18 protein-coding genes are annotated in these 18,278 nt (G+C 71.2%); 12 read left to right on the forward strand and 6 right to left on the reverse strand.

Translation table 11 applies throughout. The features are described 5' to 3' along the window. Positions 1-22: 22 nt before the first annotated feature. On the forward strand, positions 23-571 hold the full coding sequence (locus ACESMR_RS06125) for an AMMECR1 domain-containing protein (RefSeq protein WP_373045977.1): 549 nt from the start codon (positions 23-25) through the stop codon (positions 569-571). A gap of 9 nt (positions 572-580) precedes the next feature. Here ACESMR_RS06125 and ACESMR_RS06130 read toward each other — a convergent pair whose 3' ends face one another. After that, positions 581-1,291, reverse strand: a complete 711-nt coding sequence (locus ACESMR_RS06130; RefSeq protein WP_373045979.1) for a hypothetical protein — start codon at positions 1,289-1,291, stop codon at positions 581-583. 100 nt (positions 1,292-1,391) lie between these two features. Between ACESMR_RS06130 and ACESMR_RS06135 the strand changes: the two genes are divergently transcribed. Next, the gene (locus ACESMR_RS06135) at positions 1,392-2,417 is read left to right on the forward strand and encodes a M50 family metallopeptidase (protein WP_373045981.1); all 1,026 of its coding nucleotides are present in this window, start codon (positions 1,392-1,394) and stop codon (positions 2,415-2,417) included. A gap of 372 nt (positions 2,418-2,789) precedes the next feature. Here the strand turns inward: ACESMR_RS06135 and ACESMR_RS06140 are convergent, their stop codons facing one another. Continuing rightward, positions 2,790-4,949 carry a hypothetical protein gene (locus ACESMR_RS06140; protein WP_373045982.1) on the reverse strand — a complete coding sequence of 720 codons (2,160 nt, stop codon included), beginning with the start codon at positions 4,947-4,949 and terminating at the stop codon, positions 2,790-2,792. Positions 4,950-5,165: 216 nt separating this feature from the next. Between ACESMR_RS06140 and ACESMR_RS06145 the strand changes: the two genes are divergently transcribed. The 6 genes from ACESMR_RS06145 to ACESMR_RS06170 all read left to right on the forward strand — a co-directional run bounded on the left by ACESMR_RS06145 (position 5,166) and on the right by ACESMR_RS06170 (position 8,992). Further along, positions 5,166-5,828: a molybdenum cofactor biosynthesis protein MoaE gene (locus ACESMR_RS06145; RefSeq protein ID WP_373045984.1), complete on the forward strand. Its 663-nt coding sequence runs from the start codon at positions 5,166-5,168 to the stop codon at positions 5,826-5,828. A gap of 85 nt (positions 5,829-5,913) precedes the next feature. Then, on the forward strand, positions 5,914-6,273 hold the full coding sequence (locus ACESMR_RS06150; RefSeq protein WP_373045985.1) for a hypothetical protein: 360 nt from the start codon (positions 5,914-5,916) through the stop codon (positions 6,271-6,273). Between the two features lie 102 nt (positions 6,274-6,375). After that, positions 6,376-6,735, forward strand: coding sequence for a response regulator (locus ACESMR_RS06155; RefSeq protein ID WP_373045987.1), 360 nt, complete (start codon positions 6,376-6,378; stop codon positions 6,733-6,735). Between the two features lie 10 nt (positions 6,736-6,745). Beyond that, positions 6,746-7,378, forward strand: coding sequence for an HAD family hydrolase (locus tag ACESMR_RS06160; RefSeq protein WP_373045988.1), 633 nt, complete (start codon positions 6,746-6,748; stop codon positions 7,376-7,378). 202 nt (positions 7,379-7,580) lie between these two features. Then, positions 7,581-8,228, forward strand: a complete 648-nt coding sequence (locus ACESMR_RS06165) for a hypothetical protein (RefSeq protein WP_373045990.1) — start codon at positions 7,581-7,583, stop codon at positions 8,226-8,228. Positions 8,229-8,320: 92 nt separating this feature from the next. Continuing rightward, complete coding sequence (locus ACESMR_RS06170) at positions 8,321-8,992, forward strand: hypothetical protein (RefSeq protein ID WP_373045992.1); 672 nt, start codon at positions 8,321-8,323, stop codon at positions 8,990-8,992. On the opposite strand, the gene ACESMR_RS06175 is transcribed toward ACESMR_RS06170, so the two are convergent. Together ACESMR_RS06175 and ACESMR_RS06180 are read right to left on the reverse strand one after the other, a co-directional pair. Then, on the reverse strand, positions 8,993-9,556 hold the full coding sequence (locus ACESMR_RS06175; RefSeq protein WP_373045993.1) for a TlpA family protein disulfide reductase: 564 nt from the start codon (positions 9,554-9,556) through the stop codon (positions 8,993-8,995). It lies immediately after the preceding gene. Further along, positions 9,553-10,227, reverse strand: coding sequence for a CFI-box-CTERM domain-containing protein (locus ACESMR_RS06180; protein WP_373045995.1), 675 nt, complete (start codon positions 10,225-10,227; stop codon positions 9,553-9,555). The genes ACESMR_RS06175 and ACESMR_RS06180 overlap by 4 nt, the downstream gene beginning before the upstream one ends. A gap of 89 nt (positions 10,228-10,316) precedes the next feature. Here ACESMR_RS06180 and ACESMR_RS06185 point away from each other — a divergent pair, with 89 nt between their 5' ends. Further along, a complete protein-coding gene (locus tag ACESMR_RS06185; RefSeq protein ID WP_373045997.1) occupies positions 10,317-10,598 on the forward strand; it encodes a hypothetical protein in 282 nt (93 codons plus the stop codon). 129 nt (positions 10,599-10,727) lie between these two features. Continuing rightward, positions 10,728-12,173 carry a trypsin-like peptidase domain-containing protein gene (locus ACESMR_RS06190; RefSeq protein ID WP_373045998.1) on the forward strand — a complete coding sequence of 482 codons (1,446 nt, stop codon included), beginning with the start codon at positions 10,728-10,730 and terminating at the stop codon, positions 12,171-12,173. Positions 12,174-12,223: 50 nt separating this feature from the next. On the opposite strand, the gene ACESMR_RS06195 is transcribed toward ACESMR_RS06190, so the two are convergent. Both ACESMR_RS06195 and ACESMR_RS06200 read right to left on the reverse strand, forming a co-directional pair. Then, positions 12,224-12,799 (reverse strand): DUF99 family protein, encoded by a 576-nt coding sequence (locus ACESMR_RS06195; protein ID WP_373046000.1) that lies wholly within the window; start codon positions 12,797-12,799, stop codon positions 12,224-12,226. Continuing rightward, positions 12,796-15,534 carry a PAS domain S-box protein gene (locus ACESMR_RS06200; RefSeq protein WP_373046001.1) on the reverse strand — a complete coding sequence of 913 codons (2,739 nt, stop codon included), beginning with the start codon at positions 15,532-15,534 and terminating at the stop codon, positions 12,796-12,798. The genes ACESMR_RS06195 and ACESMR_RS06200 overlap by 4 nt, the downstream gene beginning before the upstream one ends. A 265-nt stretch (positions 15,535-15,799) precedes the next feature. Here ACESMR_RS06200 and ACESMR_RS06205 point away from each other — a divergent pair, with 265 nt between their 5' ends. Both ACESMR_RS06205 and ACESMR_RS06210 read left to right on the forward strand, forming a co-directional pair. Then, positions 15,800-16,165 (forward strand): hypothetical protein, encoded by a 366-nt coding sequence (locus tag ACESMR_RS06205; protein ID WP_373046003.1) that lies wholly within the window; start codon positions 15,800-15,802, stop codon positions 16,163-16,165. A gap of 95 nt (positions 16,166-16,260) precedes the next feature. Further along, a complete protein-coding gene (locus ACESMR_RS06210) occupies positions 16,261-18,276 on the forward strand; it encodes a Na+/H+ antiporter NhaC family protein (RefSeq protein ID WP_373046005.1) in 2,016 nt (671 codons plus the stop codon). The last annotated feature ends 2 nt before the right edge of the window (positions 18,277-18,278 follow it).

Here is an 18,278-nt window from a genome sequence, read left to right on the forward strand (position 1 = left end):
AAGTGCGGTAAGAGGCGCCCCGATGGATGCGATCAACGACACCCTCGCCGAGGCCCTCCTGGTCTTCACCCGCGCCTTGCTCCACGCGACCGTGGAGGGCGGTGCCGCGCCGGCGACCTCCCTGCCGGAGACGGCGGTGGGCGGCCTCTTCGTCACCCTCTACGACGAGGCGGGCGAGGTTCGCGGTTCCCGGGGCACCACCGCCCCCCCTTCGATGCCGCTCGCGGAGCTGGCTGCGGAGGTGGCGAAGGGCGCCGCCTTCGACGACCCCCGCTTCCCGCCGATCGAAGCGGCGGAGCTCCAGCGCTGCAGGATCGCGGTGACGGTGCTGGGACCGCCCGAGCGGATCCGTTCGCCGGAACCGATCGAGCCCGGCGTCACCGCCCTCAAGGTCACCGGCGACCTCTTCTCGGGGACCACCCTTCCCGAGGTGGGCTGGGGCCGCGGCTGGGACGCCGCGACCTACCTGGCCTTCGCCTGCCGCAAGGCGGGCCTCCACGCCCTGGCGTGGGAGCGGGAGGAGACGGAGGTCCTCGCCTACCGCTCCTCCCGCGCTGCAGAGCCCTTTTAGTCGCCGCGATCAGCCGGCAGGGCTGGTCTGGGGCTGCCGGGCCTGCAGCTGGTACTGCAGATCGTCGTATTTGCTCTGGGCGGCGATGACGCTGCGCTCCTTCTCGGCGAGCTGGCCCTCGAGCTTCGCCTCCGCCGCGCGCCTGTCGGCGATGGCCTGATCGAAGCGGGTGGGGTCGATGTCCGCCACGCGGGTGTCGCCCTGCGCCCGGAGCGTCTCGTACTCCGCCCGGCTCACCATCACGTCGCGGGTCCCGAGGCGGGCCTCGGCGAGCTGGTGCCGGGTCTTCGCCGCGTCGACCCGGGCCTTCTCCATCTCGACCCGCTGCTCGGCGGCCTGCGCTGCGAGCTTGCGATCCTCGAGGTTCCGCTCCGCCTCCTGGATTCGCATCTGGTCGCCGGTCTGCTTCGCCGCCTCGACCTGCGATTCCGCCGCCTTCACCTGCGAGTCGGCTGCAGCGACCTTCGACTCCGAAACCTTCAGCTGGTTCTCGGCGTCGCTCACGTCCACCTGGGCGCGGTTGACCTCGTCCTGGGCCATCCGCCGCTCCGTCCGGGCCTGCTCCACGTTGCCGAGGTCCTGCGCCGGCACCCGGGCGAGCCACGAATCCTCGATCTTCGGGGCCTCCGCCATTTCCGGCCCCTTCTGCCCGCCGGCGCAAGCGCCGAGCAGCAGGGCACCACACACCACCGATCCGAACACCAAATGCCTGCGATCCATACTGCACCTCCCTTGAGCGAAAGCTGCACACGCGCCCGGAGGGCAGGGAGTCCCTGAGCATTGGGGCGCATGCTACCTTGCCTGGAAGGGGAGGACCGCCTTGAACCTACTCGTTGCCATCCTCGTCTTCGGCCTGCTCATCGCCATCCACGAAGCAGGTCACTTCCTCGTCGCTCGCTGGGCCGGCATGCGGGTGGAGCGCTTCTCCATCGGCTTCGGTCCCGCCCTCGCCACCTTCCGGCGGGGCGAGACCGAGTGGCGGATCGGCATCCTCCCCATCGGCGGCTACGTGAAGATCGCCGGGATGAACCCTGCCGAGGAGGCCGAGAGCGATCCCGGCGACCCCGCCTCGTACGCCAACAAGCCCGCCTGGAAGCGGCTGCTGGTGATCCTGGCGGGCTCCTTCATGAACTACGTGCTCGCCTGGGTCCTGCTGGTGGGCCTGCTCCTCGCCGGCGCTGCGCAGCTGCAGCTCGACACCACCGAGGTCGGCGCGGTGATGCCCGACATGCCCGCTGCTGCGGCAGGGCTGCAGGCAGGCGACGAGATCGTGGCGGTGGACGGCAAGCAGGTGGAGGATTTCCGCTCCGTGGCCGAATCCCTCGCCGAGCGCAAGGCGCAGAACGTGTCGCTCACCGTCGAGCGCGACGGGCGCCGCTTCGAGCTGCCGGTGGTGACCAACGAACTCGGCCAGATCGGCATCCGCCCGCCGGAGACGATCGTCTCCTATGGCGTCGCCGAGGCGGTCCAGCGCGCGACCACCTTCGTGGTGGTCGGCTCCCTCGCCATCGTGCAGGGGATCGTCGACCTCGTCCGCGGCGAGGCGCAGGGCGGCCTCATGGGCCCGGTCGGCATCGCCAGCGAGGTGGCCCGGCAGGCGGAGCGGGGCATGCGCTGGCTCCTCGGCATCGCGGTGAACCTCTCGATCGCCCTGGGCTTCTTCAACCTGCTCCCGATCCCCGCCCTCGACGGCGGCCGCGCCGCCTTCATCCTCGTCGAGATGGTCCGCCGCAAGCCCGTCGACGCCCGCGCCGAGGCCTGGGTCCACCTCATCGGCTTCGTCGTCCTCCTCGGCCTCATCCTCGTCGTCACCGTCGGCGACGTCGGCCGCCTCACCGCCCAGTAACCCCCCGTCCCACCGCCCAGCCCCCCACCGCAGCACGCACCCCGCCCTTCCCGCCACCGCTCCGGCCCCCCGCCAACTCAGCCCGCCAACCGGGCGAAGCACGCCAACTGCCCAGCCACCAAGGCGCCGCGCCGACGGGACCGCGCGATCCGGCGGCGGCTGGGGACGGACCACGTCCCGCCAGGGACGTGGTGGGGCCCCTCTCTCGCCGCCCGGGAGCGCGGCCCGGCGGCAGCGCGGCGCCGTGCCGGCTGCCCCGTCCCGCGCGCCCTGCTCAACCGGCGAACGCCGCAGCGCGCCCCCCAAACGCGAACGCCGCCGAGCCCAGGAGGCCCGACGGCGTTCGCTACCATCACAGGACGTTGCTACCGCTTACGGCCGCGGCGTCGCCGGCTGCGCGCCGCAGACCAGTTCGTCAGTCGCCGTGTCCAGGTAGTAGCGCGGCTGGCACACCGACGAGTAGACGCACATGTACTGGTCACGCATCGTCTTGCCCTGGCGCACGAAGTTGCCCTGCGCGTCGGACGAGGGGCACTCCACCTGCACCGGCGTGCCGGCGCCGGGGAAGGAGCTGCCCTCCGGGGTGGCGCCGCAGCGGTAGACCGGCTCCGGCGGTGCGCCGGGGCCAGGGGCCACCAGGTTGCCGAACCACTCGCACGAGCCATTCGTACCGCAGCCGTCGTTGGCGGCGCAGTAGCGGGCGGTACGCTTCTCGAAGCTGTCCGGCGTGCCCGGGTCGGTGGCGGCGGTGGCGATGCCGGCGTTGCAGGAGAAGCCCGCACCGCAGGCGCCGGTGTCGGAGCACTCGCAGACCTTGAACGGCGCCGCATCACCCCAGTTGGTGAAGCGCCGGCCGCCGACCTGCGGCTCCACGCAGCGGTTGCCCGTGCCGCAATCCGCATCGGCCTCGCAGATCTTCAGGCCGTCGCAGCCGAGCTCGAGCCCAGCCGAGGAGCAGGTCCAACGGCCCGGGCACTCGGCGCTGTACTCGCAGCCCCAGTTGCAGCGCGGCTGGTTGTCCGGGTGGACCATGCAGATGCCCGGCGTGTCGGTATACGAGTAGGGACCGTCGACGCAGTCGTCGTTCGAGCCGCAGCCGGTACCGCACCAGCGGTCCAGCGGCGTGAGGGCGTAGCACTCACCGGGCGGCACGTTCTCGGGAGGCGTGACCGGGGTCCCCTCCTCCTCGCCGGTCATCATGTTGAGGAGCGGCTCGCCCGCGCAGAACTCGCCGAGGCGGCAGCCGTTCGCCGCACCGCCGTGGTCGATGCAGTTCTTCTCGACGCACTCGCCACGGCCGGTACCGCCGCCCGCGACGCACTTGTAGTCGGCGTTGCAATCCTCGTAGGGCTCGTCGGCGCCGCAGCCGGCCCGCGGGTCGATGCCCGGGCGGCAGGTGTCGGTGACGCAGCTGTTCTGCGTGTAGTCGGCCTTGATGTCGCAGTAGCCGAGGAAGACGCCGCCCTCGGGGCACTCCTTGTCGTCGAGGCAGCCTGCGGGACGGCAGCGCTTCTCGGGGCTGCCCGCCTCCTGCTTGCAGACGAAGCCGCCGCTCTCGTCGTAGGCGAGGCAGTCCTGGTCGGTCTCGCACTGGCTGCCGCACTGGCCCTGGCCGAAGAGGCCCACGGTGGAGCAATCGGCGAGCAGCTCGGGGTCGAGGTTGCCCGGGGTGGCGTGGCAGACCTCGTTGGGCGCGCAGCCCTGCGAGCGCTTGATGTCGAAGTCGTATTTGCAGCCGGGGATGCAGATCTGGCGGGTGCGGTCGCAGATCGGCGCCTCGGGGTTGCCGGCGCAATCCTCGTTGGTGACGCAGGGGCTCATGTCCGAGCAGTCCTGGGTCTGCGGCACGCAGTAGCCGGCGAGGTGCGGGTGCGTCTCCTGGTTCGCCGGGACCATGCCCGCGGGGCAGGCGCCGGTGCCCTTCTTGGGCAGGCAGACGTTGGCGTCGCCGTCGTCGTACGTGTAGGTCTTGCACTCCGCGGGCTGGTTGAAGATGACGCGATCGGGACCGCAGTCGGCGCTCGAGTTGCACGGCGAGCAGAACGGGGTGCGGCGGCGGCAGACGCCGGTCATGAACTCGCCCACCGAGTCGTCGGGGACGCAGACGCAGACGCCGATGTTGTCGCAGTACTCGTAGCCGGCGGTGGTGCCGCAGGTCACGTCACCCTGGCACGGCTCGCCGGGGATGCAGCGACCGTAGGTCTCGCTCTCGGCGTCGTCGTCGCAGCGGGTGCCGTTGTTGAAGCCGCAGTCCGAGTCGATCTTGCACATCGGGCGGCAGGCGCCCTCGATGCAGATCTCGTCCTCGTTGCACTCCGAGTCGATCTCGCAAGGGCGATTCTCGCAGAGGTTCGTCTCGAGGTTGCAGCGCTGGCCGTTGTCACAGTCGGCGTCTTCCTCACAGCCGGTCTGGGTGCCGCCCGTGCCGCCGGTACCGCCGGATCCACCGGTGGCACCGCTGCCACCCGTGCCGCCGGTGCCGGGTACGGTGCCCGGGTCGTCACTTCCACAACCGGGCGCGAAAGCGGCCATGCCAGCGATCAACAGAGCGATCAGCGGCAGAGCGCGCGAGATAGGGGGAGACTTCATTCGCGACTCTCCTGCGAAATGCGAAAGCCCGGACCCGCCCCGGGCGTACGAATGGAAATGCGGCGGAGTGTGCCACGGCTGGCAAATGGCGGGCAACCGTTCGGCGGATCGGTGTCCAATGGGAGTTCCGTGCAGGCGGGACGATGTATAGAGCGGCCCATGCGGATCACCGTGCTCTACTTCGCCGCCGCCAGGGAGGCGGCTGCGACCGACAGTGAAATCATCGAACTGGCAGCAGACGCCGACGTGGCGGCGCTGCTCTCTGCTCTCGGCACCCTGCACCCTGCCCTGCTGCCGGTGCTGCCCCGCTGCAGGGTCGCCATCGGCCACGACTTCGCGCCGGCGGACGCGACCCTCGCCCCTGGCGCCGAGGTGGCGATCATTCCGCCGGTGGCAGGGGGAACCGCGCCGATCTGCAGGCTCTCCGAGCAGCCCCTCTCCCTCGACGAGGCGGTGGCGTCGGTCCGCGGCAGGGATGCGGGCGCCATCGTCACCTTCACCGGCCAGGTCCGCGAGGCGAGCCGCGGCCGCGAGGTGGTCCGCCTCGACTACGAGGCCTTCGGCCCCATGGCGGAGAAGCAGCTCCGCGCCATCGCCGCCGAGTGCGGGGCGAAGTGGCCGGGCAGCAGGGTCGCCATCCTCCACCGTACCGGGACCCTCGAAATCGGCGCGATCGCCGTGGTCATCGCAGCGGCGGCGCCCCACCGGGCCGAAGCCTTCGCCGCCTGCCGCCACGCCATCGAGCGCCTCAAGGAGGAGGTGGCGATCTGGAAGAAGGAGCACTTCACCGACGGCACCGAATGGGTGGGGCTGGGGCCCTGACTCGGTTGTCCCCCGGGCGTTCCGTGCCGATCTTCCCCGAAGGAGGCGGCCATCCGCTCCATGGGGCCGCCGGATGGAGGGCGAGATGGGGCGTCACTACCCAGACATGCAGGCGGATCCGGTCAAGCAGCACGGCTACTACTACTCGAAGAAGGCCCACAAGCTCGCGCGGCTCAAGGTCGGCGACAAGCTGCCGCGGCACATGGGCCCCTGGGAGTTCATCGCCAGGGACGAGGAGGGCACCTCCTCCGAGATCCTGCAGCGGCTGCGCCGCATGCACCCGGAGGTCGATCCCTACCGGCTCTCGTTCGCCACCTCGACGCCCGTCGACATGGGTCACATGGCCCGGAAGCGCTGGATGGCGCGGTGGGGCTGGATGGCCGCCGGCGCCGCGGCCCTCGGCGTCGGCCTCTGGCTCGGCTCCCGGCGCCTGCGCCATCGGTGAAAACAGGTCCGGTTTCGTGACCGCGGGCGAGGGGTGGACTACCATCGCGGCGATTTGCGCCCGGCCACGCTGCCGGGTGCGTTCGCCCCGTCGGAGACCCCCGTGAAGATCCTCATTGCCGACGACGACGATTCCGTGCGCCGCCTGCTCGCCCTCGAGGTCCGTTCGCTCGGGCACGAGGTGGTCGAGGCCAGCGATGGCGCCATGGCGGTGGAGCGCGCCTTCGAAGTCCAGCCACAGGCCGTCTTCCTCGACGTGCTGATGCCGCGGCTCAACGGCTTCGACGCCCTGGCGCAGCTCAAGGAGCGCGGCTTCGGCGGCAAGGTGGTGATCATCACCGCCCTCTCCTCCACCACCACCGAGCGGCTCGAGGCAGGCGCCGCCCCGGACGCGATGCTGGCCAAGCCCTTCCGCAAGAAGGACGTGGCCCGGGTCCTCGAGCAGCTCGTCGCCGGGGGCTGAGCTTCGCCGGATGAAGAAGCTCCTCGCCTTCGATCTCGACGGGACCCTCGTCGACTCCCGCCACGACATCGCCGCCAGCGCCAACGCCGCCCTCGAGGCGGTGGGCCTTCCGCGCCGGCCGGCGGACGAGATCGTCCGCTTCGTCGGCGGCGGCGCCCGCAACCTCGTGGCCCGCTCGGTGGAGCCGCACATCGAGAAGCTCGAGGCGGCGCTGGAGGCCTGGCACCGGCACTACTCCGCCCATCTCCTCGACACCACCAGGCCCTACCCCGGCATCGCCGCGCTGCTCGACGAGCTCGCGCCCCGCTTCCTGCTCGCCGTCGCCACCAACAAGCCGGGGCGTTATGCCCGCACGATCTGCGAGGCGCTCTTTCCCGGCCGCTTCGTGCAGGTGATCGGCGGGGACGAGGGGCCCCGCAAGCCGGATCCGGCCCTGCTCGATCGGATCGCCGCCGCGCAGGGGATGCCGATCGCCGCCTACGTCGGCGACATGCCGATCGACCGGCAGACCGCAGCGGCCTACGGCTGCCGTTTCGTCGGCGTCACCTGGGGTTTCGGCAGCTTCGACGCTGCGTGCCCGGTCGCCGGCGATGCTGCAGCGCTCCGCGACCTGCTCGCAGAAGGTTACATGGGGCGCCCCTGAGGAAGGGCGGGCCTCCCATGAACGCAGCCGGAGGGGCTCCCACACGCCTCCCGCCGTCATGGTACGCCCTGCAGGGCTCCCCCTGTGCGTTCTAGGCGGGCTACCTCGGATCTCGTAGCGTCACCTCGCCGAATTTGCGGCTTTCCCAGAAGTTGGATCTCAAGGCGCCTGCTGCTGCTGAGCAGGCGCGCGGGGGACGTGTATGCGTACGCACTTCGTTTTGGCGGCAGCGCTCGCTGCCGCGCTGGCTGCATGTGGCGGGCAGGAACCCGGCACGCCCGACTCGACCGGATCGCGGGAAGCAGGGGTCCGGGGCGGCAACGGCGCCCCCTCTGGAGGCCATTACACCCTCAACCTGATCGGCGTGCCGGCTGGGAACCGGCCCGCGGAGATGAACGACAACGGCTCGCGGATCTTCGTGGCGCTGGAGGGCCGCACGAAGATCATGCTCTCGGAAGGGGACTTCGGGGTGGTCGACGCCAACGGGACCGACGGCAGCGCCAGCTTCCAGCTGCCGAGCCCCGGCGACGGCGAGGATCCCGCCTATACCGTCTGGGTGCGGCCCCTGGGACAGCCCGGCGGCTCCGCCCACATGACCACCTGCGCCACCTACGACGACGGGACGACCACCACCGAGTACTGCAACACCGGTTTCACCGTGCAGGTCGAGACCGGCAAGGGAAGCAAGCGTTTCACGGACGTGAGCCGAGACCTGCTCTACGTCTGGGTCGATCTCGACGGCGATGGCAGGACCGAGCGTTACCCGCTCTTCGACGAGGCGCTCGAAGACTACCTCTGGCAGTACGACAACTACGGCCTGAAGCTGCTCCAGATGCGCTTCTACGAGTAGTCGGCAGAGCACCCGAAATCAAAAACACCACCCGTGGCCCGGAGCCACGGCCTGTATCGTCGCGCCCTCGTTGCAAAGAAAAGGAAGACACAATGCGTGCACTGCCTGCGATCGTCGCCCTTCTCGCCGCCTTCGTCGCCACCGAAGCCACTGCCCAGTCCGCCAAGTCGAGCGTCCAGGTGGGCAACCTCTCCCTGGTCGGGGTTCCCAACACCGCCGCCACCACCGACGGCTGGACCAACATCCTCGCCACCACGATCCACACGTCGCAGCAGAAGGATCTGGTGATGGATGTCTCGCTGGAGGCGGGCCTTTTTACCGACACCCTCGTCTCCAGCAGGAAGGGTCGTTCGGATACCTCCTTCGCCGAGGCGATGATCGAGGTGCGCGTCCTCGTCGACGGCCTGGCCGCGATGCCGGCGTCGGTGATCTACGCCAGGCGGGCGCAGACGCTGATGGCGTCGTTCGGCGGCGTCCTCGAGTATTGCGACGACGAGAACGACGACGGCATCATCGACGGCGAGACGGAGTGCGAGTTCAGCGACGAGCAGCTCCAGCTCGTCCTCGACACCATGGGCGCCCACTCGTTCAACTTCCTGCTCGACGACGTCGGCTCCGGCAGCCACTCCATCGTCGTGCAGGCGAAGATTACCACCGACAGCAGCGCGCAGGAGGGCGCCGCCTCCGCCCGCGCCGTCCTCGGCAACGGCTCCCTCGTGGTCGAGGAGGTCCGCCTCGTCAACGGCGCCTCGATCAGCCTCTGATCAGCTGCCGGGGACCGACGCCGCGAGCGCCGGCGCGAGCAGCGCCCGCAGCGTCGCCTCGTCGAGCGCACCGAGGTGCGCGCCGGCGACCCTTCCGTCCCTGCCGATGACCACCATCGTCGGCAGGGCGGTGACCGAGAAGGCCCTGGCGGCGCTGCCGTCGTCGAGGGCGACGGAGAGCCCCTCGAGCTGGTGCTTGCGGAGGAAGTGGCGCACCAGCTCCTCCCGGCGCTCGGCGTCGTCGCCGTTCACCGCCACCGCCACCACCCCCTCGTCGGCGAGATCCGCCGCCACCTTGTGGACCACCGGCATCGACTCCACGCAAGGCGGGCACCAGGTCGCCCAGAAATCGAGCAAAACCACCTTGCCCCGCCACGCGGCGAGGTCCACCGGCTCGTCGCCGTCGAGGAGCGCGAAGGCGACCCGGGGCGCATCGCTCCCTGCGGAGGGTAGCTGCGGGCGCTGCATCCACTCGATCGCGACCAGCACGCCGATCACGGCGATGGCCACCAGGATGAGGCGGCCCCAGGGATCGCGCGGCTGTCTGGGCAAGGCTTCGGTCATGGTCGCTCCCTCGTGCGCAGCATCGCTACCACGAGCCCCAGCGCCTGGCGAACGAGGCGGGTGCAGCGTGGTCTCCCGACGAGGAACCGGGCGAGCCCCATTCCGTTCCGGTAGTAGGCCCGCACCAGCAAACGGCCCCAGGCGTGCCGCCCCAGCCTGCGATCCCGGAAGCGTCGGAGGACGGCGAGCTCCGGCGCCCCCGGGCCATAGACCGCCGTGGCGACGAAGCAGGCCTGCCGCGCCACCAGGTGGATCCGCGTTCCTGCCGCCCGGTCGACCACCTCCCGGAGCACGCCCCTGGCGTCGTGGACGAGGAGCACCCCACTGCCCGGCGCCGGCGCGAAGCGGGCGCCGCTCGCGTCGGTGAAGGCGAAGGCCGCCAGCTCGCCCCCCAGCCCCCGGGCCTCCAGCCGGTAGCGCCGCACGATCGCAGCGCCCTCCACCGCCAGCGCCGCCACCTCGCCGAGCCAGGCGGAGAAGGCGGCCCCGCAGGCCACGCAGCGGAAGCCGTGGCCCGCGCATGCAGCGATCCACGCGTAGCCGTGCTCCGTGCCGCAACGCCCCTCGGGACAGCGCAGGCGCACCACCGCCACCGGCCCCTGCGCCTCGTAGCGCAGCAGGGGCCCGGGGCTCGATCGAGCCCGCAATCTGCCGAGGATCCGCCCTGCCATTCCCGGGAAGCTATGGCGCGCCCGGCGGCCCGGCCTCTCCACAGGTGGGGAACTCGACTGCGGGGGCTGCTCGCACGAGGATGCCCCCCATGTTCGGCTTCCTGAAGTTCCTCTTCCTCTGCGCACTCGCCATCGTCGCCGGCGTCGCGGCGGTGGCCATCCCGATCGAAGGCAAGACCGCGGCGGAGCACGTCCGCGCGCTGGTCGAGGAGCAGCTCGCCGGCGGACCCGCGCCGAAGAAGCCGGCGCAGGGGGCGCCGCCCCGGATGGCGCGGCAGCGGCCCAGCCAGCCCGAGCGCGCCCCTGCCGACGACCACACCGAAGAGGATCGCAGGGCCCTCGACCAGCTGATCGGCCAGAAGGTTCGCTGACCCGGCCTGCAGGCTGCCCGCAGGCCCCGCCCTGCAGGGGCACGCCCTACGAGGGTGTCGTTCCTGCACAACCCCCGTGTCGTCTGTGCGCTTCGTGCTCACCCTGATGCGCAGGGGGATGGAGGCGCGATGCGGCGAATCGAACGAGTGGCTCTCCTGGTGGCGGTGGCGGCCCTCCTGGCAGGGCCCGGCGCCGCTGGCGCCCGGGGAACGGCGGACAAGAGCATCTGGACGGAGCTTCCCGCCGAGCCGACGGCGGCACCGGCCGCCTCGACCGACCAGGGGCTGCCCAACCTGTCGGCGCTCGTGAAGCGCGCGGCGCCCGCGGTGGTCTCGATCATCGTCGAGGAAGCCGCGCCGGTGGAGCTCGATCCCAGCGATCCGCTCCACGATTTCTTCGAGCGCTTCTACGGCGACGAGCCTGCCGAGGGGCTGGGTACCGGCTTCATCATCCACGCCTCGGGCCTCATCCTCACCAACTCCCACGTGGTGGAGCACGCCTCGAAGATCCGGGTGATGCTCGAGGACCAGGGCTTTCCCCAGGAGTACGTCGCCACCGTGGTGGGTCGTGACTCGGCCACCGACCTGGCGCTGATCCGGGTGAAGGCCGGCAGGAGCCTTCCGGTGCTCCCCCTGGGCGACTCCGACGACATCGAGATCGCCGACTGGGTGGTGGCGATCGGCAATCCCTTCGGCCTCTCGCAGTCGGTTACCTTCGGGATCATCAGCCAGACCAACCGCACCGACATCACGCCGCAGGGCCGCGACGGCTACTTCGACTTCATCCAGACCGACGCCTCGATCAACCCGGGCAACAGCGGCGGCCCGCTCCTCAACCTCCGGGGCGAGGTGGTGGCGGTGAACAACGCGATCAACGCCTCCGGCCAGGGCATCGGATTCTCGGTGCCGATCAACATGGCCAAGCGGATCATCCCGCAGCTGGCGAACGACGGGAAGGTGACCCGGGCGTGGATCGGCCTCTCGATCCAGGACGTCACGGTGGAGTACGCCCGCTCCCTCGGGATGAAGCGTCCCGCCGGCGTGGTGGTGAGCGACATCTCCGGCGATGGCCCCGCGGCGAAGGCGGGGATCGAGGTCGGCGACGTGATCCTCAGCTGGGACAACCAGCCGGTCCGCGGCGCCCACAGGCTCCGCTGGGACGTGGCCTGCGCCGCGGTGGGCGGGAAGATCCCCGTGGAGCTGGTGCGCAACGGCAAGGTCCGCAAGGTCTCGGTGGAGCCGAAGCTGGCGCCGGAGAAGGAGCATGCCTCCCTCATCCTTCCGGCGCCGACCGAAAGGCTGGGCCTTCGCCTCGGCGAGCCCGATCCCGGCGCCGCGGTCCTCGCCGGTGCGCCGTTGGGCGCCGGCGTGGTCGAGGTCGTGCCGGAGAGCCGCGCCGCCGTCGCCGGCCTGCAGGCGGGCGATCTCATCGTCGCCGTCGGCAAGGATGCCGTGGCAGGCGCCGACGAGCTGCTCGCGCTGCTGCAGCAGGCAGCCCCCGGCACGCTCCTCGAGCTGCAGATCCGCCGCAGCGGCGAGAACGTCTACCTGCCGCTGCGCCTCCCGGCGCAGTAGGCGCCTGCAGCGAAGCGATGCAGACACGAGGGCCTGGCACTGCAACTGTGTCAGGCCCTCTTGCCGCTCTCGCCCCGCTCCACCGCGGTGCCGATCAGGTGGGCGAGGCGCAAGGGCTCGGGGACGTTGCCCCGGTCGGTGATCCGCGCGAGGGCCGGACCGATCGCCTCCGGCGTCGCCCCGTGCACCTGGAAGGTGAAGGGCGGGTGGTGGTGGAAGGGCCCTGCCCGCCGGAGGATTTCGAGGCGCCGCTCGGCGTGGGGCAGGCGCCGGAGCGCGCGCTCCACCGCCGGCATGTCCGGCCGCCTCCGCATCACCGCGACGCACGGCAAGCCCAGGCGCCGCGCGAGCAGCGGCAGGTCGACGACGTTGAAGCCGCCGAGGGTAATCCCGTCCACCAGCACGAGGTGGAGCTGCTCCAGGAATTTGCCCCCCTCGAGCAGCCTGCAGAGGGTGTCGGTGGCGCGCCAGCCGTCGACCTGGAGCTTGCCCCAGACCATCCCCTCGAAGCGCGTCCCCGCGCAGACGATCCCCGCCACGTGGGCCACCGCCCCCCGCCGCCGCTCGAAGGGCGCGTCGTCGAAGCCGATGGCGCGGAGCGTCTTCCGGGGCGGCGGCAGACTCACGGCACGGGCAGCGTGAAGCAGAAGGTGGTCGTCCTGCCGGGCTCGCTGGTGGCGCGGATCCTGCCGCCGTGGGCCTCGACCAGGCCGCGGGTGATGTAGAGGCCGAGGCCGAGACCGGCGACCGGCCCCTCCCGCACGCTGCGGGCGCGGTAGAAGCGGGCGAAGAGCTGCGGCATCTCCTCCGCCGGGATCCCCTTGCCCTGGTTGATCACGCGCACCGCCACCTCCCGGCCCTCCTGCGCGATCGCCACCTCGATCGGCGCGCCGGCAGCCCCATATTTCGCCGCGTTGGAGAGGAGGTTGGCGAAGACCTGTTCGAGCCGCACGGGGTCGGCCCAGGCCATCTGCACGTCGCCGTCGGCCCGGACCTGGACCTCGTGTCCGGCGAGCTCCTCCGCCATGCGCTCCGCCACCGCGATGGCGAAGGATTCGAGCTCCACCGGCTGGCGATCGAGGGTGAGGCGGCGCGCCTCGATCCGCGAGACATCGAGGAGGTCGCCGATCATCCGGTTGAGCTGCCGGGCCGACGCCAGGATGTGCTCGAGCTTGGCGGTGAGCTCCGGCGCGGTCTTCGCCGCGCGCCTGGCGAGGAGCTGGGCCTGGGCGTTGATCGAGGTGACGGGCTGGCGGAGGTCGTGGGCCACCACCGAGGTCCACTCCTCCCGCAGCCGCTCGAGGTCCTTGAGCCGGGTGATGTCCTCGAAGACCGCGACGGCGCCGAGGTAGTCGCCGGCCTCGTCCCGGATCGGCGCGGCGCTCACCAGGGTCGCGAGGATGCGCCCATCCTCCTGGGCGATGCAGATCTCCTCCGCCTGGAGCACTTCACCGTTCATCGCCCGCACCAGCGGCATGCCGTCGGGCGCGATGGGATCACCCTCCGCGCCGCAGAAGCGCACGTCGATCTCCTCCGGCTTCGTGCCGGCAGGCAGCGTACCGAGGAGATCGTGGGCCCGCTGGTTGGCCCGCATCCTTCCCTTGTGATCGATGAGGAGGATCGCCACGGGCGAGCGCTCGATCAGCGTATCGAGCCAGGTCCGCTCCGCTCCCAGCGCGGCGACGAGCTCCTCGCGCTCCCGCTCCGCCTCCCTTTCCTCCGTGATGTCCTGCACCACGCCCAGGACCCGCACGCCGGAGGGATAGCGGGTGGCCGTTCCCCGGGAGTGGACGACCCGGACCGCGCCGTCGCGGCAGAGGATGCGGTGGTCCACCGAGAAGGAGCCCTCGACCTCGACCGCCGCCCAGAGCGCGGCGCGGGTCGCCTCCAGGTCGTCCGGATGGATCGCCTCGATGAGCTGCTCCCGGGTCACGAAGCCCTGCTCCGCAGACCACCCGTAGATCCGGAAGGCCTCGGCAGAGGCGTAGACCCGATCGGCGGCGAGATCGAGCTCCCAATGGCCGACGTGCGCGATCGCCTGCGCCTCGGCCAGCTGCTGCTCGCGCCTCCGCAGCGCTTCCTCCGTCCTCGTGCGCTCCGTCACGTCGCGGAGAATGGCGAGATGCAGGCTGGGCGCGAAGTTCGCCCGTGCCGAGAACTCGAGGACGCGGAGATCGCCACCGCCGTCCCGGATGCGGAGATCACCGGTGCGCGAGCCCTGCTCGCGCAATTCGCCCCACGCCTGCCGCAGGTCGAAGTCGACGAACCTGCTCCGCAGCGCTTCGAGGCGGTGGCCGACCAGATCCTCGCGCCGCCTCCCGAGCAGCTGGCAGGCTGCCGCGTTGGTGTCGACGAAGCGCGCCTCGTCGTCGAGGATGATGATCGGATCGAGCGCCGCGTCGAAGAGCCCGCGAAACTTCGCCTCACGCTCGCGCAGGGCCTTTTCGAGCCGGCGCTGCTCGGTGATGTCCTGGACCCGGGAGATGAAGTACCAGGGCGCGCCGCGTGCATCGCGGACGAGCGAGACGCCGAGGAGGACGAGGACCTCGGCCCCGTCCTTGCGGAGGTAGCGCTTCTCCAGCTCGTAGCGTGCGATCCTTCCGGCGACGAGGCGCGAGACGAGGTCGAGATCGGTCTCGAGATCGTCGGGGTGGGTGATGTCCTGCCAGCGGCGCTGCAGCAACTCGCTCTCTTCGTACCCGAGGATCGCGCAGAGCTCGCGGTTCACCCGCTGGTAACGTCCGGTGAGCGAGACCAGCGACATCCCGATCGGCGCCTCCTCCAGCACGAGCCGGAAGCGCTCCTCGCTGTCGCGCAGATCCGCCTCGACCCGGCGGCAGCGCACGATCTCGTCGCGGATCCGCTCCATTTCGCTGCGGGGGGAGGTCTCGTGGGGGAGATGGACGCTCTCGACCGCCCGCACGAAGAAGCCGCAGAGGGCGCCCATCACCTCCTCCTCGCTCGGGTCGAGGTCGGTGGCGCGGCCGAATGCCAGCACCGCCCGGCGCTCCGAGGGTACGAGCGGCAGCGCCACCACCCCGGGCAGCTTCGCCTCCTCGACCAGCGCCCGGCTCCAGGCGAGCGCGGGGCCGAGCTCGTCGGCGCGGAAGCAGAGCCTTCGCTGCTGGTGCACCGCCTCCGTCTCCACCGCCGGCGCGTCGAGGGGAACGTGGGCGAGCCGCCGCGCCGACTCGGGAGGAAGGTCGGCCGAGGCCACCAGGCGCAGCTCGCCGTTCTGCCCGAGAAGGAGCCAGGCCGGAACGTCACCCAGGACGAGGCGCGCCGCCTCCAGCACGCCAGCGGCGACCTCGGCAGGCGCCAGCGAGGGCTCGAGCAGGCGCGCCAGGCGCAGCACCACCATCGCCGGCGTTGCGCCAGCCCCCCATCCCGGCGCGGTACCGGGCGTCTCGCCTCCCCCGCCGATGGCCCACCCCCGTGGATTCGGTGCAGCCCCTCGCTGGAAATCCAGCCCCGCCCGAGGAGGATGCGGACGTCGGCGCCGGGGTGCCAGCCAGGTTGTGCGCCACGACACATCCGGGCACCCGCCACGGGTGGCGCGCGCCGGCAGCCGGGGTCATTCTTCGCGCCTTCTCCGCAAACGAAAGGCCGAAGGAGGCTACGAAACGATGGGCCAGTTCTCCGATTTCCTGAGCGAAAAGGGCATCGAAACCAAGCGGCTCCTGCAGGTCTCGCAGCGACTCGAGCGGGTCGGCAACGCGGACCGGGATCTCATCCGCAAGCGGGCCGAGAAGCGCCGCAGGAACCCCGGCCAGTCCTACGCCGACGCGAACCTCGGCAAGCCGAAGAGTGGCAGGTCGCTCCGCCCCGGCCACATCGAGGCGGCCATGCAGGACAAGCCGGTCCCCGGACCGGTGCGGAGCAAGATGGTGCGCGCGGTCAACCGGCTCCTCGAGAAGAAGGGGCAGGATGCGGTCACCGCGCCGAAGCTCTTCGGCGCCGTGCCGGGCAAGCAGGGGAAGAAGCCCCGGTAGGCCCGCCGCCTGCTGGCGCCCGGGCCGGTAGCGACCCGGGCGCCCGCTCCCCTGCCCCCCACGAAGCGTTCGCGGCGTGATAGATCGGGCGATCCATGTACCGCCCCACTCGACGCGAAATCGTGCGCTGGGGGATCGCCGCGGCGATCCTCGCCTTCGCCTTCCTCTCGCTGCCCCGGCTGCAGGAGGAGGCACGGACCGCCACCGTCTCCGCCGCCCTCGACGAGGCGGTCGCGGAGCTGGACGAGAAGCTCGTCACCGAGCGTCCCGACCTCCGTGGAAAATTTCCCGCCCGCCTCTACCTCGACGGCAAGATGGCCCGGGACGTGGAGGACGTGGTCCGCAGCAGGGTCGGCGCCGCGCCCCACCTCCATCTCTCCGCCAGCGGAAGAACCCTCCACGTCTTCGTCTCGGAGCGGGCCGACGGCACGATGGAGGTCGCCCTCGGCTACGACGAGCTCTCCGTCCACCCGGTGGGCGTGACCACGAGCCGGGCGCCGATCCGTCCCTGGGCGGTGCTCCCGCCGCTCCTCGCCATCGTCCTCACCTTCGCCACCGGCAGGCTCGTGCTCTCGCTGGTCCTCTCGATCGTGGTCGGCGCCGGCCTCGCGGTGGGCTGGAACCCGATCGCCTTCGTCCCCCATGCCCTCGTCGACTACGGCTGGAAGGCGACCTTCAGCGACGCGTTCAAGATCTGGATTTTCGTCTTCACCACGGCGCTCATCGGCCTGGTGAGCCTCGCCACCCGCGCCGGCGGCGTGCAGGGCGTGGTGGACCGCCTCGCCCGGGTGGCGAAGGGCCGCCGCTCGGCCCAGGTCGTCGCCTGGCTGATGGGCGTGGCGATCTTCTTCGACGACTACGCCAACACCATCCTCGTGGGCAGCACCATGCGGCCGCTCACCGACCGGATGCGGATCTCGCGGGAGAAGCTCGCCTACCTGGTCGATTCCACCTCGGCGCCGATGGCGGGGATCGCGGTGATCTCCACCTGGATCGGCTACGAGGTCGGCCTCCTCGGCGATCTGGCGCAGGGCCTCGGGCTGGGGATGGACGGCTACGGCATGTTCTTCGCCGCCCTGCCCTTCCGCTTCTACTGCATGTTCACGCTGATCTTCGTGGGCGTGCTCGTCCTCTCGGGCCGCGACTTCGGGCCGATGCTCCGTGCAGAGCGCCGGGCCCTCGAGACCGGCGCGGTGCTCCGGGACGGCGCCACCCCCCTCACCTCCGCCGGCTTCAAGAGCACCGAGCCGAAGGAGGGCGTGCCCCGCCTCGCCCACGTGGCGGTGGTGCCCGTCGCCGTGGTGCTGGCGGTGACGGTGATCGGCTTGCTGTGGGACGGCGGAGGCCTCTCGGCCATCGCCGCCTCACCCGCGGCGCTCTTCTCCTTCTCGATGTGGCGCGACGCCTTCGGCGGCGCCGAGAACTCGACCCTGGTGCTCGGCGTCGCCTCCCTCACCGGATCGGCGGTGGCCTTCGCGCTGGTCCTCGGGCGGCGGCTCCTCCCGCTTCGCGACGCGGTGCTCGCCTACGGCCGCGGCATGCAGGCGATGTGGCTGGCGATCGTGATCCTCACCCTCGCCTGGGGGATCAAGGCGGTCTGCGACGATCTCGGCACCAGCCACTTCCTCGTGGCGGGCCTGCGCGACGTGATCCATCCGGCGGCGCTGCCCCTGGCGATCTTCTTCCTCGCGGCGCTCATCGCCTTCGCCACCGGCACCTCGTGGGGAACGATGGGGATCCTGATCCCCACCGCGGCGCCGCTCGCCTTCCACCTCGCCGGCCCCGAGATGATGTTCCTCTCCCTGGCGGCGGTCCTCGACGGCGCCATCTTCGGCGACCACGTCTCGCCGATCAGCGACACCACGGTGATGTCCTCGATCGCCACCGGCTCCGATCACCTCGACCACGTGCGGACGCAGTTCCCCTACGCGACGGTGACCATGCTGGTCGCCGCGGTGGCAGGCTACGGGCTCAACGCGCTCGGCTACGCCTACGCCTTCAGCTGGCTGCTCGGGCCGGTGGCGCTGGTGGCGGTGATCTTCGCCCTCGGCAGGAAGGTCGAGGGGCGCAAGGCCGAGGCCCCGGCGCCGCAGCTCGACCCGCAGCCCTGACC

Source organism: Vulgatibacter sp. (genome assembly GCF_041687135.1).
Taxonomy (GTDB): Bacteria; Myxococcota; Myxococcia; order Myxococcales; family Vulgatibacteraceae; genus JAWLCN01.

What these genes read in the sequence shown, in the direction of transcription:
- ACESMR_RS06125 (WP_373045977.1), top strand. Translation starts at nt 23, where the DNA reads ATGGATGCGATCAACGACACCCTCGCCGAGGCCCTCCTGGTCTTCACC.
- ACESMR_RS06130 (WP_373045979.1), bottom strand. Translation starts at nt 1,291, where the DNA reads ATGGATCGCAGGCATTTGGTGTTCGGATCGGTGGTGTGTGGTGCCCTG.
- ACESMR_RS06140 (WP_373045982.1), bottom strand. Translation starts at nt 4,949, where the DNA reads ATGGCCGCTTTCGCGCCCGGTTGTGGAAGTGACGACCCGGGCACCGTA.
- ACESMR_RS06145 (WP_373045984.1), top strand. Translation starts at nt 5,166, where the DNA reads ATGCGGATCACCGTGCTCTACTTCGCCGCCGCCAGGGAGGCGGCTGCG.
- ACESMR_RS06150 (WP_373045985.1), top strand. Translation starts at nt 5,914, where the DNA reads ATGGGGCGTCACTACCCAGACATGCAGGCGGATCCGGTCAAGCAGCAC.
- ACESMR_RS06160 (WP_373045988.1), top strand. Translation starts at nt 6,746, where the DNA reads ATGAAGAAGCTCCTCGCCTTCGATCTCGACGGGACCCTCGTCGACTCC.
- ACESMR_RS06165 (WP_373045990.1), top strand. Translation starts at nt 7,581, where the DNA reads ATGCGTACGCACTTCGTTTTGGCGGCAGCGCTCGCTGCCGCGCTGGCT.
- ACESMR_RS06170 (WP_373045992.1), top strand. Translation starts at nt 8,321, where the DNA reads ATGCGTGCACTGCCTGCGATCGTCGCCCTTCTCGCCGCCTTCGTCGCC.
- ACESMR_RS06175 (WP_373045993.1), bottom strand. Translation starts at nt 9,556, where the DNA reads ATGACCGAAGCCTTGCCCAGACAGCCGCGCGATCCCTGGGGCCGCCTC.
- ACESMR_RS06180 (WP_373045995.1), bottom strand. Translation starts at nt 10,227, where the DNA reads ATGGCAGGGCGGATCCTCGGCAGATTGCGGGCTCGATCGAGCCCCGGG.
- ACESMR_RS06185 (WP_373045997.1), top strand. Translation starts at nt 10,317, where the DNA reads ATGTTCGGCTTCCTGAAGTTCCTCTTCCTCTGCGCACTCGCCATCGTC.
- ACESMR_RS06190 (WP_373045998.1), top strand. Translation starts at nt 10,728, where the DNA reads ATGCGGCGAATCGAACGAGTGGCTCTCCTGGTGGCGGTGGCGGCCCTC.
- ACESMR_RS06200 (WP_373046001.1), bottom strand. Translation starts at nt 15,534, where the DNA reads ATGGTGGTGCTGCGCCTGGCGCGCCTGCTCGAGCCCTCGCTGGCGCCT.
- ACESMR_RS06205 (WP_373046003.1), top strand. Translation starts at nt 15,800, where the DNA reads ATGGGCCAGTTCTCCGATTTCCTGAGCGAAAAGGGCATCGAAACCAAG.
- ACESMR_RS06210 (WP_373046005.1), top strand. Translation starts at nt 16,261, where the DNA reads ATGTACCGCCCCACTCGACGCGAAATCGTGCGCTGGGGGATCGCCGCG.